Consider the following 16370-nt stretch of genomic DNA (forward strand, 5'->3'; position numbering starts at 1 on the left):
CTTTAGCGAGTGGTTGCCGTCATGAGCGTCGTCTTTTCGCTGATCGGCGGAATGAGGCTCAGACTTCCTTCCAGCGGCACTCCGTAGTCGAGTGCCGCGCGACGCACCCAGGCCTGCTGAAGATCAAAAAGCGGAATTGCGCACAGGTCGGCGGTGATCTTGGCCTGCGCTACGCGCCATAGTGCGTTGCGTGTCGCCGCGTCGGTAGCAGCCCTGGCCTCGTCGATCTCCCTGTCGGCCACGCTGCAGTGCGCGAAGTTTGTGGCTTGGGTGGGCGATCCGATCTGAGCGCGAGAGTGGAAGAACTCGTTCAACCATGAGTCGGCGATTGGGAACCTCGCTGCGCCGTAGAAGACGAGCGCGCTAATGTCCTTTCGGATCTGTGCGTGGTATGTGGAGTGCTCGACCCCATCGATTTCAAGTTCGATGCCCGCGCGCTTGAGCTGTTCTCGAATCACCTTCATCACAGGAAGATTCGTCGAGAGGTTGGAAACCACGGCCTTGAGCGTGACGCCGTTCGGATGGCCGGCCTCCCGCAGCAGCGCTCTGGCTCGCGCTACATCCTGCGGGAACGTGTTCCCCATGTCCGCCTCGCCTACGTATCCTGGTGGAACCACGGAGCGCCCGGCCTTGACGACGTCGCTACCGACGAGGCGAATAAGCTCCTGCACATCTACTGCGCGGGCCACGGCCTCTCGCACACGTAGATCGTCGAGGGGCTTGATGTTCCTGTTCAGCATCAGCAGACGGAACTCGCCTGGGCCGAAGACATCGACCTTGACTGGCGATTGATCCCTTGGCGGTGACCAGCCGCGAGCCTGTTTCAGCCATTGCTGCTCGCGTTGCCCATAGATGAGGTCCAGATCACCAGTTGCGAACGCCAACCCACGCCGCATATCTGAGGGGAAGAACTTGAACTGGATGCGGGCAATCTTCGGCTTGCCGCGGAAATATTTGTCGTTCGCCTTGAGCTCTACTTCTTGCTGCGCTCGATGCTCAACGAATTCGAACGGGCCGAAGCCAACAGGCTTGAGCCTAAAGCCCTCTTTCAACTCTTGATCGGCCCTGCGGCTGACGATCATCCCCGCCTGGTGATTGGCCACCAGACCAAGCAGGCTGGGCACAGGCGTCTTGAGTTGAATGCGCACCGTGAAAGGGGCAATGGCCTTGATTTCCTTGATCGCGTCCAGGCTTGCCGAGTACGACGATCGCTTCGCATCCGCAGCACGGGTAAGGCTGTAGACAACGTCTTCGGCGTTCGCTTCGCCGTAGTTGCGGTGGAACTGGACACCCCGCCGCAGCTTGAACGTCCAAGTCAGGCCGTCTGCCGAGGCTTGCCAACTCTCAGCTAGGTCGCCTTCGATTTTGTCCGGATCTGCCGAGCCGAGCGGGAACCGTACCAGCCCGCCGAATAGCATGCTGATCAGGTTTTTTTCCGGAGTCGTCGTAGCGCGATGCGGATCGAGCGTTCCGATATCGGCGCCACCGGAACCGATGCGCAGCGAGTTCTCCTGAGCAAAGGCCGGGACGGCCAAGCCTAAGGAAACTGTAATGATGAGGACACGGAATGAGTTCATAAGCAATGTGTATTCATATGCTACGAACGGTCATCCGTGCCGTCGAATTCAATGTTTTTCGTCAGCCATAGCCGGAAGCTATGCCCATGGGGTCTGCCTCAATCAGTGCGCCAAGTTTGCGCGACTCTTGAGCGAAGGCCTCCGCTAAGCGCGAGAGCCGGCGCGAGCGCGGCGAGGCCATCACAATTTCTTCCATCAGAGCTGGTACGAGCGGACGAATTGCCAACAGCGGCGCAGTCATACCGACGTGGAGTGGGTTGACGACGGCTACCCCAAGACCGCGCGCAACGAACGCGCAAATCGGGGGCGCCGTCATGGCCTCAAAGGCGATGACACGGGACACCTTGGCACGCTGGAAAGCCAGGTCAGTGAGGCCGCGCAACTGCGTACCCAAGGTAAATGATGCGACACGCTCACCCCGAAGATCGGCGAGCCGGATTTCCTTCTTCGATTCCAACGGATGGCCTTTAGGCAAGATACAAACGAGCGGCACACGACAGATCCGCTCCACCTTGAATTCGGGATGATCAATGGCTCTTGACGTGAACAGAAGCTCGATCTGCTGCATTGCCAATTGCTCAATGAGCTGAGTCGTTTCCCGCGAGTGAAGGTGGGTCTTGATTCCAGGGTGCTTGGCGTCTAGGCGCGCCAGAACCTCCTGCGCGAATCCGAAGGCCATGCCTGGCATCATGCCGACGGATAGGGTTCCGCGCTGCAATGCTCGAATCTCTGCAACGGCTTGGTTGACCCGTTCTGCGCCCTGGAACACTCGCTCGACTTCCTCATAGAGCAGGCGAGCTTCAGCAGTGGGCGTGAGGCGCCCTCTATCGCGGGTGAAGAGCGGCATTCCCACACTGCGCTCGCACATCTGCAGCAACTTGGTGGCCGAGGGCTGCGCAATGTGGAGCCGTGCCGCAGCTTGCGTCACGGTACCTGTTTCCATGACCGCTTTGAAGGCTTCAATTTGGCGTAGGTTCATGGGCTATAGCATACGGCTATGACCAAGCTTCGCAAAATCGCTGAGATTTAGTTATCGCCTCAAATGGCGATGCTTCGCCCTCGTTCCAACTGCCAAGTGATGGACTGTCCGCGCATGATTGCTGACACTTGCTGTCCCAATCGGCGCTCAACGACTGGCCTCCACGGCACGAGGTTGAAGCTCACTCCGTCGTCGAGCATTGCGAATCTGCCGCTCACAAGCTGAATGCTTCTCCGATAGATGCCGCTAGCTTGTCCGCCGTCCTGTACCGCGCGGTATGTTTGCCCAGTCTCTTTCCCAAGTGCCTTGCCAACTTCGGCAAGCTCCCGGTCACGCAGTGTTGCCAAAAGGCTGGTCGCGAGAACGGCCCGCTGACCACGCCATTCGGCAAGTCCCTGCGTAGCAAGAAAATCCACGCGCTCGTGCATCGCCGCGCGCACCTGAGCCCCAAAGCCTTGACCGGTTAAGCCCAAATCGGGGCCCACCAGTTGCTTGTCCAGCCAAGTAGCGCCGAGGGCGCACACCTGCCGATCGATGGGCAGATGCGATCGCAGCTCGATCACCAATCCAACATTCTTCTGCGCGTCATACGTTCGGGCCTTCTGCAGCAGATCGGGCGGCACCGTCCAGACACCATCGGCAATGCGCTCCACGATGCCGGCGCGGCGCAGCGCTTCGAGTCGGCGCACGTGTGCATCGACGGTGGACTGCGGGTCTCGGTCATTGGCGCGCTTCAGTTGCGCCAAGTGGTCAGCGGTCGCGTAGATGCCGTCTTTCGTGACGGTCGCGATGTGGCGATCCACCGGCTTCTCCTGGCCTGGCGGCTTCGCCTCCACGATGCCGCGTACGGGCAGTTCTGCGAGGTCGGTGCCAACTGGCAGCTTCAGGTAGTGCGCCCGTCCGTCGATGCCATCAACCACCAGATAGCCGCGGTCGTGCAGTTCGTCGAACAAGCCCTTGCCCACGATCCGACCGATGACGGGGGAGGTCGGCCGCTCATCAACCACGCATTCCCGCCGCTGGCCCTTTAGGGCAAGGCGAATCGTCTCCAGCGCATCTTCGCGCTGGCCCATGGCGTCGAGTGTGGAGGCCATCCCGGGCTGGAGCTTCCAGCGGTGGGCATTCATCCTTTCGGCCAGGCCCATGCCTTCGAGCCGCTGCAGCCGCGCCCGCAGTGCGTTCTGACGTGGCTGGTCTTGCGAGTTACCTGTCAGGCCGACGCCATCGGCACCAGCCTGCCGGATCAATGCTCGGTCCAGGCTGGTGAGCCGCTGCTGGTCGACCTCCCGCAGCAGGCTCTGGCGGATCTCCGCCTCGGTGCGCGGCCCTAGCCATTCGGTCGCGATCTCGCTGGCGCGCAGGCGCATGCCGTGGGCCATGTAGTCGGGTGCGATCACGAGATCCTCCCTTGCACTTGCGAGCCCGCCTGTATGGCCGTTCAGCACGATGTGGGTGTGCGGATTGTCTGTGTCCCAATGGTCCACGGCCACCCAGTCCAGTCGAGTCTCCAGGTCGGTCTCCATGCGGCGGATCAGCTGGCGGGTGAAGCCCTTTAGGTCTTCCAGCTCCAGGCCGTCCTCGGCCGAGACGATGAAGCGGAACTGGTGGCGGTCGTTCTGCCCGCGCTCCTGAAAGGCCTTGAGGTCGGCCGCGTCGGTGTCGGCGCCGTATGCCTGGCCCTTCTCCCCATCGCGTGTGACGCCGTCGCGCTCGATGTAGCGCAGGTGCACGGCTGCCGAGTTCGGGCTGGCACGTCGGAGCACGACGAAGCGGGACTTGATGACCACACGCCGCGCGTTCGGCCCCAGGCGTCGGCCGGCCATGGAGGCCGCGACGCGGCCGCGTCCGAACGTGTTGGCGGGTCTGCCAGGGATCCTGCCGGAGGACTTTGCGCCGGTCTTCGATACCTGCTTGAGGACCTGCGATACAAAGCGCTGCGAACGCGGGCCACCGGGCGACTTAGGCGCCGCGGGTTTGACGCGAAAGCGGTCCTCGTCAGCGCCGGCCATGGCGAAGACTCCAGCGCCCAGTGGCGCAGTGCGTCGAAGACGGCACGCGCCTGACGCCGCTGGCATGCGGATTCCAGGCTCTGCGCGGCACGCGCAGGACCCTTTGCGGTGCCGCCGCAAACCCACGTGCAGACTGACTTGGAGGGGCGCGACGTGCCACCCCCTTTATCTGGCCCTCCGTCTCCGCCTTCCGCATCCGCTCCCGGCTCCGACCTGCCGCCAGCCGCGCACCGGGTGTGCAACGCTGCCCGTGAGGCAGCGGCGGTGCAGCGCGTGCTGCACGCTGGCGACGCGCTCCCTGCACGACGGAGTGCAGCGCGAGCGCATGCTCAGCTACGGTTCGGCGGCATGTTTGACGACGCGATAGGGCAGGGCTCATGGCGTGCTCCAAGTCCACAGCGGTCTCGCGATGCCGAGCACGGCAGAGGCGGGGATGGGGCCGAAGTAGCGGCTGTCGAACGACGCCGGATTCGTGTCGCTGAGCAGGAATAGTTCGCCGCCAGCGAGAGGGCGGCAATGCCGCCAAGCAGGCAGTGGCCGGCGCGCGCCGTCATGTGTGCGTGCGGTCGCCGCCACCGCGCCATCAATCAGCACGACCTGTTCTCGAACACACACCGACTGCGGTGCGATGGCGCCGATACGCTTGAGGATCGGCACGCCGATCGGCAGGTAGCCGCGTTGTCCTGCGAAGGCCGCTACGTCGACAGGGAGGCGGGCCAGCACGATGCTGCCGACGTGCAGCGCAATTCCGCTGTCGATGCTGCCGACCCCGTACCAGCCGCGCGGCACGCTGTCCGTCGGGTTGTAGACCACGAACACACGTTCATGCACCGTCATCGGCATGAAGGCCGGCGCGCACAGCGCAGCCAAGCCCACGCCCATGCCGGCGAAAAGTACCCGCCGGCTCATCGCAGCGCCCCGCGCGCAAGATGCGCCGCATGCCGCTCGCTGGTGTAGTCCGGCAGCGGCTGGCGTGCAGCCAGTCGGTTGCCAACGGTGCGCCAGTACGTGGCGGCAACCGCGGCCGGTTCTATGCCCAGCGCTTCGATGGCGTCGATCACTTCGAGCACCGCCTTGACCTGCTGCTCGCCATCAGCGCGCAGCAGAATGCGTGCGCCAGGCACCACGCCTGCGATGCGCTGAGCGCCATCGAACGGCATCGGTGCTTGCAGCACCATGAGCTGCCAGAGTGCCGTGCCGTAGTCGTTGCCGATCCATTTGACGCGGCAGCACACCGTGTTGGGCTCGAAGGTTGCCACGCGCCGCCAGCGGTCGAGTACCGTCTCGCGCACCGGTTGGCCGAAGCGCAGCCAGACGTTCACGCGATGCTCGACGAAGGCGAGCGAGACCCGCATGTTGACAGGCCGAGGCGGCAGCGCGGCCTGGGGCCAAGTCTGCACGGTAAAAGGTAGCAACTGCGTCATGACTGGCCTCCGCCGTATTCGCGCTCCAGCAGCTCGCGCAGCATCTCGGCTGCCGTAGCACCGCGCTCGAAAGCGATCACCTTGATGCGGCCCCGCAGCGCCGGCGTCACGTCGACGGTGAGGCGCGCGGTATAGATCGACGTCTTCGCGACGATCTCTGTTGCATCGGCCTGGCGCACCCAGGTCGAGGCCGGGTCGGCGGCAGGTTTGCGGCCGATGGATGCCCGCTTCGGCGCTGCAGATGACGCGGATGCCGTCATCGCAGCATCTCTTGCACAGCCTGCGCCAGCGCCGCGATCTCGCGCGCCGCGGCGCACTTCGGCGCGGCTTCGCATGCGAGCCGACCAGCAGCCACGCTGTCGGCGAACACGATGCGCTGCGACACTTCGGTCTGTAGCGCGGCAAACGGCTGGTCGGCCAGGGCGGCGCGGGCTTCGCGGCCGATCACCGTGCCGACCACACGCCGGTTGATCACGAAGGCCGCGCGAAGCTGCGGCCTGAACACCCGGGCCTCGGCAATGAGCGCCACCATCTCGTGGCTGGCCCATACGTCATAGGCGCTCGGCTGAACCGGGATCAGCACCAGGTCGGCGGCCAGCAGCGCAGAGCGCGCGAGGGCGGCGACCCGCGGCGGGCCATCTATCACAACGAAGTCCGCCTCCAATGCGATTTGCGGCGCTTCCTGGTGCAACGAGTCCCTGGCCAGCCCGAACACGCCGTAGAGCCGTCCCTGGCCGTTCTGGAGCCGGCGTTGCGCCCAGTCGAGGGCCGAGCCCTGCGGATCGGCGTCGAGCAGCGTCACGCGGCTTCCCGCCATCGCCAGTTCGCCGGCCAGGTGCGTGGCGAGCGTGGTTTTGCCCGCGCCGCCTTTCTGGTTGAGCAGCGCGATCACTTTGCCAGGTTGATTTCGTCTTCCTGGCAAGCGGTTTTCGGCTGTTCGGACGGCCTCCGGCGAGGCATTGCCCACTTTTTGAGCAGCTTCGATTCGCGCGCGCGTGAATTCCATTTATGTATCCCTTTAGATGTTTAGGGAGGCCAGAAACCGTTACTGGGCGCGGCTTCCCGGTCGATCGGTGCGGGCGATCCACCGATAGTTCTGCGGGCGATCCACCGAGGGTCGTGCGGGCGATCCACCGAGCCCATCCCCATGCCATCCACAGGTTCTTCAACAGAAGCTGTGGATAAGTCAGTCTCGGAAGGCTCGGCCGGACCGGGCCGGAAGGCCAGCCATTCGATGCCGCCGCTGCGCTCCACGGACAGCTGGTAGCCTGGCAGCGCCTGGCGCCGCGCGAGTTGGCGCACCTGCAACGCGAAGTCGGAAGGGCGCTGCAGGCTTCCGGATTTCAGGTGCAGGTGGCGCATCTCGAAGCGCCAGCCTGCAGGCTGTCGGCCGCCGTGCTTGCGCACCAGCCGGTACAACCAGCGCTCGATGCCGCCGGAAAGCCGGAAATACGTCGGATCGAGCGTGAGCACCAGGGCCTCGTCCATCACACCGGTGAAGAACCAGTCGGCCAGGATCAGCTCGATGCCGTCGGAACGCCCGTCGGGCCGGATGTATTCCTTCCACTCGTTGATCCAGGAGAAGCGGTGCACGCGCTTGCCGCCGTTCGGGCGCTCGCGCTGGCGTAGCGTCGTGGCGACGGTGGTGGACTGCAGGCGGTCCAGCGCGGCGCGCAGCGCCAGGTAGTCGCTGCGACCGGTACCCCGCTGCGCGAAGCGCAGGATCTCGTAAGGCGTGGCTACCATCAGACGCGAAGGCGCGATGCCTTCCTTCTTCGCCTGGATGATCTGGCTGGCAGCCCAGATCAGCACGTCGGCGTCCCAGATCGTGGCGATGCCGTGCTCGGGCACGCCTTCGACAGTGAGCGAAATGCTGCCGGCCTCGAAGCGGATCGGGACGATGCGCGGTGACTTAGCCAGAGAGAAGAAGGGGTAGGCCATCAGGTCCTGCGCATCGCGCAACGCCATGTCGCCGTGCGGCAGTGCGCGGAACAGCGTGAGCTGTTCGCGTTCACTGTGGCGCTTCGACATGCGGCGGTTTCCCCTCGTGCGGTATTCAGCGGACGGAGTCGCGCTGCACGTAGCCGGGATCTGAAGTCATGCCGTAGGTGTGACTGTCGGCCCATGCACGCAGGTCGGCAGCCGCGTACACCACGCGTGCGCCGAACTTGCGAAAGCGTGGACCACCGCCCAGCACGCGCTGCTTCTCCAGCGTGCGCGGTGAGAGCCGCAGGAATGCGCCGGCTTCGTCCGTGGTCAGGAACTCGGGATTGGCGGGAGCCGCCTGGACCGCCGAAGCCGCAGGGGGCTGCGGCGCAGCCGCGGCCGTCGTGCGGGAAGGGAAAGAACTGCCAACTGCCATGACGGCCTCCATCGCTGTCGATGGGCCGCAAACCATTCACGGCCCGATGGAGGCAGTCTCGGGAACCAGGCCCGATCAGGGCAGGGAAAGATTCAGCGTACCGGTTCGTCTCCGGGGTGATTCGCTGAGGGATGGTGGACCCCGGCCAACGCCAAGTAACCGCTGGCCATGAACGTCTCGGCGCGTCGCAGCAGGTGGCGCACCTGCGCGCGCAGCTCGCCATCCTCGTGCCAACGCAGGACGACGGCCTCGAGGCCGAACAAGGCCTGGGCGATGTCGCGATGCGACGCGCCCGCCTGCGAAGCATCAAGCGCCTGCAGGGCGCGCAGGTGCAGCAGCGAGGAGCGTGTCACTGCCCGCGCGGGATCCAACTGCGGCGCATGGCCTTCTAGGGCCTGTGCCTGCGCGTTGAATGTGTCGAGCTGGCTGCGCAGGCGCGGCGTTAGCGGCACGGTGCCCGCGTAGGCGGCGCCGTCGACCAAGGCCCCTGACAGCGACAAGCGCATGCGCTGTGCGCTGTGGTCGGCAGTCAGCGCTAGATCGTGACCGTCAAGCGCCAGGCGCTTGCGGCCGGGAATGCGCCAGAGATCGAATCGACGAGTTGCCGCATTGTGGGCGTGTGCAGCACGCACATGCAGCAAGCCGTCAGAGGACGACAGCCACAGCGGCTGCGCATTGCGTCCGTCTAGGTCGGGATCTTCTGCGACATCGCAACCCCCAGCGGGCGAAGGACACCACGCGCCTGCGACGCGCCCAATCCGAGCCGTAATCCGGATGGCGGCGCAAGTATTCCCATGCGACGCCCGAGTCGTCGAGGTCCAGCACGTAAAGATAGGCGGCCGACATGCCCCACGGCGCGCGGGGCAGGTCTTCGGGGTCAGGTTTCAACATGCAATCCTCCTTCAGAGGAGGAACGCTGCCACAGGCGAGGGAAAGCGGGGTCGCCTTTGCGGCGACCCTTTGCCGCGCGATTGGCGACGTCGCAGCAGCGCGTCAGTCGTTAATCGATCCGTCTCGCTGTGCGTCAGCCAGGTAGCCCGAGAGCGGCTGGCGCGGCTTGAAGTGTGGATCGGCCACGATGCGCATGCCGCGCGGGCCGCGAACGCCTTCGAGTGCCGAGAGAGTGACTTGCCCCAGCTCTGGACTGCCGGTGCCGGCATCGCACAGTCCAAAGGCTCTATCTCCATCGGCATCGAGCTCAGTCAACAGCCAGACGGCCCCAGCGTCCAGGGTGTAGAGCTTGACCACGGGCAGCGGATCGATGGTTTCGCCACGCGCCCGCGCTGCGCCATTGGCCAGTAGCCGGCTTCGCTGTTCTTCGGTCAGGAAAGTCATGGTTTTCGCGTGAGGCAGTTAAATACTAATTCGCAGGAGGCATAAAGCAAGTCCCAGAAGCGACGCCCAGACGCTTCCTACCGGGCGGTAGGAAGCCGTCTTTTTCAGCACTACAACCGAAAACGCTTTCGGCGCGGCATTTTATGAGTTAAAGATAACGTGGTTTTAATTGCTTTAAAACGTAACGCTTCTGTTTATGCAGAAGCAGGGAATACAGCGCGGGCGGCCGACCGGCGCGACGACGTTTGAGGCAGGCCCGGCACGGGCCTTTGGAGATGCGGTGCGCGCCCTGCGCACCGAGGACGGCGTTGCCCAGGAAACCCTGGCGCACCAGGCCGGTATCGAGCGTTCGCACATGGGCAAGATCGAGCGCGGCGAGCACATGCCGACCTTGGCGATGATCCTGAAGATCGCGCGGGCGCTGGGCCGTAGCGCTGGCGAACTGATGCTGGAAACCGAAGCGCGTCTGCCGAAGGACGGAGATTGAGCCGAGATTGGCCGCCGAATATCGCCGGCGGCCAATGCACCGCGGCTAGACTACGACGCGCCCGGCGAGGCGCGCCTCTCGCGCATACGCGCTCAAGCATTTCTGCGCTTTGAAGTGCAGATCCCGTTCCACGGGAAGGCCAAGCTGGCCGCGCACGGTCGCGATCTCTGCGAGGCTGACCCACCCCAGCTCGGGGTAGCCCAGCCCCAAGTCGCACAGCCCAAACACATGGTCGTGGTCGTCCGGGTCGATCTCGGTCAGCAGCCAGGTCGCCCCGGCGTCCGGGGTGAACAGTTTGACCACCGGAGCGGGATCGAATTTTTCCTGTTCGTGGGACTGCCGGCCGTTCGCCAGCAGCAGCGCGCGTTGTTCGTCGGTGATGAGCTTCGTCATGGTCTTCTCCTTGGAAGGAATCAGGGCGGGATTGCCCGAGACCGGAAGCAGCACGGCGCAGCGCAGCCGTCAGGGTTCGAGAGACGGCCGCCAGGACGCCAGCGTGCACAGCACGTGCAGACCTTGACGGTGAGAACGGCGTGATACGGTTAAGGGAACAGCAAGCCAGCCCCACCCACCAGCGCCACACACCTGATTTGGAAAGCGCAGCGCGCAGCGCCGATAGGCGCGAAGGCGTCAGTGATGGAAGCCCGAAGGGGCGAGACGCCATGGGCGGCTCGATGCGCAGCACGACAGCGCGGCCGGCATCGCCGGCGACGCACGAAGACTCTCAGAATCAATGACGGATATACGGAGAGTCGTAGAGCCAGCAATGCGTCATTCAACAAAGCCCTGGAAGCGCAAATTCGCCTTCACGAATCGCAGTTGAACCGTAGAACCGCAAAGTCGCAAAAGCTGATTGGCGAGCAGGCGCAGATACGGGTTTACTTCTTTGGCAACATCCGCAAAGCCGTGAGTCGGGTGCCCGCCTGTGCCGATCTGCTGACGCGCAGACCTGCAGGGAGCGAATACGATGCCTGTATGGAAGCCCCCCAACAAGAAACCTCCGACGATGCCCTGGAAGTGATGCTCCGTCGTTCCGACGAACTGCATGAAGCCCTGCTGAACCTTCTCGACGGCGCCGAGTTTGATCCCTCACCTCGTGGTGAGGCTGCCTTCGGCATGTGTTCCGTTGCGCTGGAGCACGGTCTCAGCCTGCGCGCCTTGATGGCGATGGGATTGGCCACGTCGGCGGTCGGGCTGATGCGGCTTCAGTTCGAGGCCTTGACTCGCGCCATGTGGCTGCAGTACGCGGCCAGCGATCTGGCCATCGAAAAGCTCACCGCACCGCTGACCATTGAGAGCGAGCAGGCCGCGAAGAACCTCCCATCGGCCAGCGAGATGATCGAGCAGATCGGAAAGCGTGTCGGACCCAGCGTGCCCGCGGCCGCGCACCAGATGCTGGCGCACTTCAAGGACGTGTCCTGGCATGCCATGAACTCTTTCGTGCATGGCGGCATCCATCCGCTGCGCCGGCTGGCCGAGGGCTTCCCGGTTCACCTGGCCCTGCAGATCCTGCGCAACTCCAATGGACTGCTCACGATGACCGCCATGGCCCTGGCGGTCCTGACGTGGGACGAAGCCGTCGCCAAGCCCATGAGCAAGATCCAGCCTGCGTTCGCAGACTGCCTGCCCGACCTGTTGAAGTAGCGGGCCGACAGAGAAAAAAGCGCCCCGCCACCGGCGGGGCGCCGAGGGCGACGTTCAGTCGCCCTTGCTGCGCGACCAGATCAGGTTGTGCGCGCCGTCCTCGCCTTCGACCAGGCGGGCATAGATGGTCGCCGGGAACGACGGGTCATCCAGGGTCACCGACAGGTAGGGGCGTTCGGCCCGGCTGATTTTCTTCCACGCCGCGCCGATCTCGAAGTTGCCGGCGACGATGCGGTAGTCAGGAGCGTTCTCGCTGTCCTTGTCGTTGGGCACGATCTTGACCTTGACGTTGAGCGTCAGGGTGCGAACCGTGCCGGTGTAGCTGTCGTTCTGTGCGGTGAAGGTGCCAATGTTGGCCATGATGAAGTCCTTTTGAAGTTGACCAGGTCGCGCCCATCGCGGCCTTGGCGTGATCCGATGGGTGAGGGTCCGGGCGCGCCGCATCCCATAGCGAAGCGAAGGGGCCGCAACGCAGTGAAGGACCGGGAGGCCCGAGAAATTTGCCTCGCGAGGAAGACCGCAGGTCGGGGAAATTTGTCGGGCTGGACGGTTGCGGCGAACATGCCCGAGGCGGCGCGAAACGAAGTGCAGCGCCGCCGTGCCCTCGCCAGGATTCACGACAAATACAAGGCCGCTGTGGGTGTGATCCTGCAGCGAAAGGACGCATGGCCCCAGCACACTCATCGTCGCAACAGCGTTTCGGCACTGCTCCCGACGCAGACCAGGTCCATGTCGACGAGCAAGGAGCACGGAAGAACGATCCCGCCGCATTGGCGCGGGCCAGCGGATCGGCATCTGCAGCGTGGAAGGAAATTGCGCATGGGAACGCCCTCTGTGAGCCAACGCCGTCATGGCGGACTGCCTACCCGCTTTATTCAGGACGGCACGTACCACCATCGAGCAACCTGAGTCGTGTCCTGCGCTCCGCAAACGGCGGAGCGGGTCTTTTCTAGGTTCCAGGGCATTGGAGTGCCAGAACCTTTGTCGCGATGCGCGAATCCAGATGTGCCCGCTGCGCGGCCACCAGTGTGACAGTGGCCTCGCAGACGATTTCGTGCGCATCGTGGGCTTGAACGCGAAATGTCGCGCTCCGATCTCCCAGCCGTTCGAGCCATCCCCGCAGCCGCAGGGGCGACCCGGGCGGGATCGGGCCCCGGTGGTCGATGCGGATGGTTCGGCCGACCACCACTTCAGCGGCAGCATCGACGTGCTGCTGCATCTCACGGATGCAAATGGATTCGATCACCGCCACGAGGTACCCGGTAGCAAGACATTCGATCAGTCGCTCCGCATACCCGCTTCCGTGAGGAAGCCGCGCAAACAGCGACTTCGCCGTCTGGTCCGCTGGCACGGTGTAGGACTCTTCAAAGAATATCTCGCTGACGCCTTGGTGGTTCATAGGGGTATCCGGGTGGGGTTTCGAAGGCTCGATCAGCGCGCTGGATTGCAGGCGATCGGTGCTGTTCGATGCTCCCGTGTCCAGCAGGCATCCCCAACCCACCGCAGCGAACGCCGGCGTAGGGGAGCATTCAGGGAGTGGAGGGCTTGCGCGTTCCGGAAGTCAAAACGCGCGCGGCAGACCTGCCGCGCGCGTCGCGCTGATTTATTCGATCCCGGCCTCGCGGCCGGGGACTCATGAGGACTACGCCGTCGCGTGCTCGTCGTCCCACGCTTCGGCGTCAGCCTGTGCCTCGGCATGCGGCTCGGCGGCGTCAATCGCCGCTGCCTCCTGGGCGCGGAACATCGCCGGCAGCCAGCCCGTGCCGGTAGCCAGCCGCTCGGCCTCGCTGGCGATCTGCGCCTTCTTGAGCTTGCCGAGCCGGTTCACCTCACCAGTCGCGAAGGCCTGCACCCCTTCCAGGACCTTGGCCTTGGAGACGTGATCGAAATAGCCCGCTGCGGTCGGTGTCCACCACGCGTGCATGTCCAGTTCCACGGCCTGCGCCAGTGCAGCAGCCGGGGCTTCGTCCTCACGCGAAGCGATTGCCGTTACCGTGAAGCCCACGCACACCGCCAGCAGCGACAGCAGTTCCTGCTGTGGCATTGCCAGCAACTCGGCGAACAGCGCTTCCGAGTCGTTGGGCAGGCGTTCAGCCCAGGCCTCCCGCACCTGCCGCATGCCCACAGCAGCCGGAGCTTCTGCGACGTCTGGAGCGTACTGCTCCAGACGGTCTTGCAGGTTGGCGGTGATGTTGATGGGCGAACCGTAGTGCGCGTCATGAATGACGCGCAATGCAAGCCGGTGCACCACGGCGACCAAGGCCACCTGCGGGTGCCGCGCAACTTCCGCCTGAAGGGCGGCGGTGCGATGGGCACTCAGGCGCTTGACCAGCCTCTCAGAAATGGAGAGCTTGGCTTCCTGCTGTTCGCCGCCCCCTTCGGCTTCGTCATCCGCACTGCGCTCATCGCGCTCCTGCTCCCGCAACGCCTTGGCCTGTTCCTCGCGCAGCAGCCCGCGATGCACGATCACGCCGCCCATGTGGTCGAGCGACACCACGGCTCCTGCCGTCGTCATCGCGCGCGGGGGATAGATCACCAGCGTGCGTTCAATGGCTTCGAGTTCGTTGCCCAGGCTGTCCATCTCGTCCTGCGTGGCCTGCGCCTGCTCGTCCGTCATGTCGTCGTTCTCGTCGTCGAGGCGGTCTTGCAGCTTGCCCTGCTGCGCTTCGAGCTTGGCGATGCGCTTGGCCTCGGCCTTGCTCGGTTCGCGCCGCTTGCTGCGCATGCGCTGGAACTGGTGCAAATCGGCGTAGGTGGCACGCGGAGCTATGTCCACCCAACCCCAGCCCTCGGCCTGCACCTGCTCGGACACCGGCGCGAGCCGGTCTTTCGCCAGCGACTCCAGCAGGGCCGCGTCCGTGAGAAAGATACCATTCTGTTCATCCGCGAACAGGTCGCGCCGCACAGCGCCGCCCGCCTGCTCGTAGACCTGAACCCCCACGAACTTCGCCAGCGCGTCGCGGTTCGCATCGATTTCCTCGTGCGTGAGGTGGTCGCGCAGCGCCTCCGGGTTACGCTGCCACTGCGGCGACTCGTAATAAGCCGCCTCCTGCGCCGCATGGTCGTCGGTGATGGCAAGCGCCATCAACTGCTCCAGCGTTACGGCGTCCGCCCTGTAGTCGGCCAGCAGGCGCGGGGAGACGTTGGCGAGCTTCAAGCGCCGCTGTACTACCAAGGGCGCCACCCCGAAGTCGGCGGCAATGTCCTCGATGGGCCGTCCCTCAGCCACCAGATCGGCGAAGGCCTCGAACTGATCGGCCGGGTGCATGGCTTCGCGCTGCACGTTCTCGGTCAGGCTGACGGTGCGTGCCGCCGCATCGGACCCCAGCAGGCAGGCCACCTCGAAGTCCTTGGCGAGCTTGCGACGCTTGACCAGCAGCTTGAGCGCGGCGAGGCGACGGCGGCCGGCCACGACCTCGTAGTGCTCGCCATCGGCGGCCAGCACCACGTTGAGGTTTTGCAGCAAGCCCACGCGGGCGATGCTCGCCGCCAGTTCGGGAATGGACGTGCCTCCGCTCTTGCGCACGTTGCGGCTGGAAGGCCGCAGCTTGGACAGCGGAATCAGCAGCAGTTCCTGCGAGGCCACGACGGCTGCGACAGCGGAAGCGATGGCGGTGATTTCGTGAAGGGTAGAGGTGTTCATAGTGAAAAACTCCTGTCCCGTGCCGGGACGTTGAAAGTGAAAAGATGGAAAAGGGGAAGGGATTCAAGGTGTCGGTGTCTGCATGCGCGGCTCTCCTGTGGTTTCCCACACCAGCCGGATTCCAAGATTCGGAGCCCGGTGTTGGCTTCGGTGGGTTCGGCGCAGTGACCTGGGCTGGTCGCCGTTGCCGCCGTCTTTCCTGAGTTCATCGCCCGCGAAAAACCGGGCCGGCGGGGACTGGCCGTCAAGGAAACAAGCGCAGGGTTGGTGCGGCCCGCAGCCGCAGGCGAGGACACGGCCCTGCGCGCCTTGACGGCCAGGCACCGGCGGCTACGGTCGCGGGATCAGCGATGAAGGAGGGGAAAGACGGAAACCCGGCCAACGGCCAGGGGAGCGATGAACCCACGGCCGCGCGGCGAGCGCCCCCGCGTGCTGCAGGCACGCCTAGCTGGAAGTGAACAAGCGCGCAGCGCGCATCGGCACCATGGGCTGGCCGATCAGGCGCCGCCTGGTCGGCGGTATCGAGGGGCGCCAAGCCTGCGCGGCGGGGATTGGCTTTAGCCAGTCCCCTGGAGAACTCCGAGACCACGCGCGTAGCGCGCAAGACGATGAATGAATCAAAGGGCCCGCAGGCCCTTTGTCTCACAGCAGCCCGCGCTCCGCAAAGCTCAGAACGTCCCTGCCAGCCACGATCAGGTGATCCAGCACCCGCACGTCCACCAGCGCCAGCGCCGCCTTCAGCGTCTGCGTCAGGTGTTCATCGGCCCGGGACGGGTCGGCGACCCCCGATGGATGTTAGGTTGCATTGGAGAGTGTCAACAGGGTTGCCTGATCTGACGAGTCGCCGAACACTGGGAACTGCCCGAGCAGCCCAAGCCTCTTTCAGAGGCGAGTAGCCCGGCGCGCCGCA

General features: G+C 64.7%; 17 protein-coding genes and 3 pseudogenes. 2 read left to right on the forward strand and 18 right to left on the reverse strand.

What is annotated here, in order from left to right; genetic code table 11:
* Positions 1-2: 2 nt before the first annotated feature.
* The 13 genes and pseudogenes from ACSFCA_RS27820 to ACSFCA_RS27875 form a co-directional block, all read right to left on the reverse strand.
* Complete coding sequence (locus tag ACSFCA_RS27820; protein ID WP_435461765.1) at positions 3-1577, reverse strand: ABC transporter substrate-binding protein; 1575 nt, start codon at positions 1575-1577, stop codon at positions 3-5.
* 61 nt (positions 1578-1638) lie between these two features.
* Positions 1639-2556, reverse strand: coding sequence for a LysR substrate-binding domain-containing protein (locus tag ACSFCA_RS27825; RefSeq protein WP_435461766.1), 918 nt, complete (start codon positions 2554-2556; stop codon positions 1639-1641).
* A 59-nt stretch (positions 2557-2615) separates the two neighbouring features.
* Positions 2616-4565 carry a DUF3363 domain-containing protein gene (locus ACSFCA_RS27830; RefSeq protein WP_435461767.1) on the reverse strand — a complete coding sequence of 650 codons (1950 nt, stop codon included), beginning with the start codon at positions 4563-4565 and terminating at the stop codon, positions 2616-2618.
* Positions 4520-4807 (reverse strand): annotated as a pseudogene (locus tag ACSFCA_RS36545) (hypothetical protein); the annotation flags it as partial. The gene ACSFCA_RS27830 and the pseudogene ACSFCA_RS36545, both read right to left, overlap by 46 nt.
* 133 nt (positions 4808-4940) lie before the next feature.
* Positions 4941-5474, reverse strand: a complete 534-nt coding sequence (locus ACSFCA_RS27835) for a S26 family signal peptidase (RefSeq protein WP_435461768.1) — start codon at positions 5472-5474, stop codon at positions 4941-4943.
* Positions 5471-5920, reverse strand: coding sequence for a DUF2840 domain-containing protein (locus ACSFCA_RS27840; RefSeq protein ID WP_435461781.1), 450 nt, complete (start codon positions 5918-5920; stop codon positions 5471-5473). The genes ACSFCA_RS27835 and ACSFCA_RS27840 overlap by 4 nt, the downstream gene beginning before the upstream one ends.
* Before the next feature lie 65 nt (positions 5921-5985).
* Positions 5986-6249, reverse strand: a complete 264-nt coding sequence (locus ACSFCA_RS27845) for a ribbon-helix-helix protein (RefSeq protein WP_435461769.1) — start codon at positions 6247-6249, stop codon at positions 5986-5988.
* Positions 6246-6995 carry a ParA family partition ATPase gene (gene parA / locus ACSFCA_RS27850; protein ID WP_435461770.1) on the reverse strand — a complete coding sequence of 250 codons (750 nt, stop codon included), beginning with the start codon at positions 6993-6995 and terminating at the stop codon, positions 6246-6248. Before parA ends, ACSFCA_RS27845 begins: the two co-directional genes overlap by 4 nt.
* A 200-nt stretch (positions 6996-7195) precedes the next feature.
* A pseudogene (locus ACSFCA_RS27855) lies at positions 7196-8020 on the reverse strand (replication initiator protein A); the annotation flags it as partial.
* Positions 8021-8045: 25 nt separating this feature from the next.
* Entirely contained in the window at positions 8046-8351 is a 306-nt protein-coding gene (locus ACSFCA_RS27860) for a helix-turn-helix transcriptional regulator (protein ID WP_435461771.1), read from the reverse strand.
* Positions 8352-8443: 92 nt separating this feature from the next.
* Positions 8444-8983, reverse strand: a complete 540-nt coding sequence (locus ACSFCA_RS27865) for a DUF2285 domain-containing protein (RefSeq protein WP_435461782.1) — start codon at positions 8981-8983, stop codon at positions 8444-8446.
* 13 nt (positions 8984-8996) lie between these two features.
* A complete protein-coding gene (locus ACSFCA_RS27870) occupies positions 8997-9242 on the reverse strand; it encodes a transcriptional regulator domain-containing protein (RefSeq protein ID WP_435461772.1) in 246 nt (81 codons plus the stop codon).
* Between the two features lie 102 nt (positions 9243-9344).
* The gene (locus ACSFCA_RS27875; RefSeq protein ID WP_435461773.1) at positions 9345-9686 is read right to left on the reverse strand and encodes a DUF2958 domain-containing protein; all 342 of its coding nucleotides are present in this window, start codon (positions 9684-9686) and stop codon (positions 9345-9347) included.
* Between the two features lie 196 nt (positions 9687-9882).
* Between ACSFCA_RS27875 and ACSFCA_RS27880 the strand changes: the two genes are divergently transcribed.
* Positions 9883-10173, forward strand: coding sequence for a helix-turn-helix domain-containing protein (locus ACSFCA_RS27880; protein ID WP_435461774.1), 291 nt, complete (start codon positions 9883-9885; stop codon positions 10171-10173).
* Between the two features lie 45 nt (positions 10174-10218).
* Here the strand turns inward: ACSFCA_RS27880 and ACSFCA_RS27885 are convergent, their stop codons facing one another.
* Entirely contained in the window at positions 10219-10566 is a 348-nt protein-coding gene (locus ACSFCA_RS27885) for a DUF2958 domain-containing protein (RefSeq protein ID WP_435461775.1), read from the reverse strand.
* Positions 10567-10992: 426 nt separating this feature from the next.
* Between ACSFCA_RS27885 and ACSFCA_RS27890 the strand changes: the two genes are divergently transcribed.
* Complete coding sequence (locus tag ACSFCA_RS27890; RefSeq protein WP_435461776.1) at positions 10993-11817, forward strand: DUF6988 family protein; 825 nt, start codon at positions 10993-10995, stop codon at positions 11815-11817.
* A 54-nt stretch (positions 11818-11871) separates the two neighbouring features.
* On the opposite strand, the gene ACSFCA_RS27895 is transcribed toward ACSFCA_RS27890, so the two are convergent.
* The 4 genes and pseudogenes from ACSFCA_RS27895 to ACSFCA_RS27910 form a co-directional block, all read right to left on the reverse strand.
* Positions 11872-12177 (reverse strand): DUF736 domain-containing protein, encoded by a 306-nt coding sequence (locus ACSFCA_RS27895; RefSeq protein WP_435461777.1) that lies wholly within the window; start codon positions 12175-12177, stop codon positions 11872-11874.
* A 589-nt stretch (positions 12178-12766) separates the two neighbouring features.
* Positions 12767-13216 carry a thioesterase family protein gene (locus ACSFCA_RS27900; RefSeq protein WP_435461778.1) on the reverse strand — a complete coding sequence of 150 codons (450 nt, stop codon included), beginning with the start codon at positions 13214-13216 and terminating at the stop codon, positions 12767-12769.
* 243 nt (positions 13217-13459) lie between these two features.
* Positions 13460-15460: a ParB/RepB/Spo0J family partition protein gene (locus ACSFCA_RS27905; RefSeq protein ID WP_435461779.1), complete on the reverse strand. Its 2001-nt coding sequence runs from the start codon at positions 15458-15460 to the stop codon at positions 13460-13462.
* 642 nt (positions 15461-16102) lie between these two features.
* Positions 16103-16255, reverse strand: a pseudogene (locus ACSFCA_RS27910) (JAB domain-containing protein); the annotation flags it as partial.
* Positions 16256-16370 lie beyond the last annotated feature (115 nt).

This window comes from Variovorax multivorans (assembly GCF_051216835.1).
Lineage (GTDB): Bacteria > Pseudomonadota > Gammaproteobacteria > Burkholderiales > Burkholderiaceae_C > Variovorax.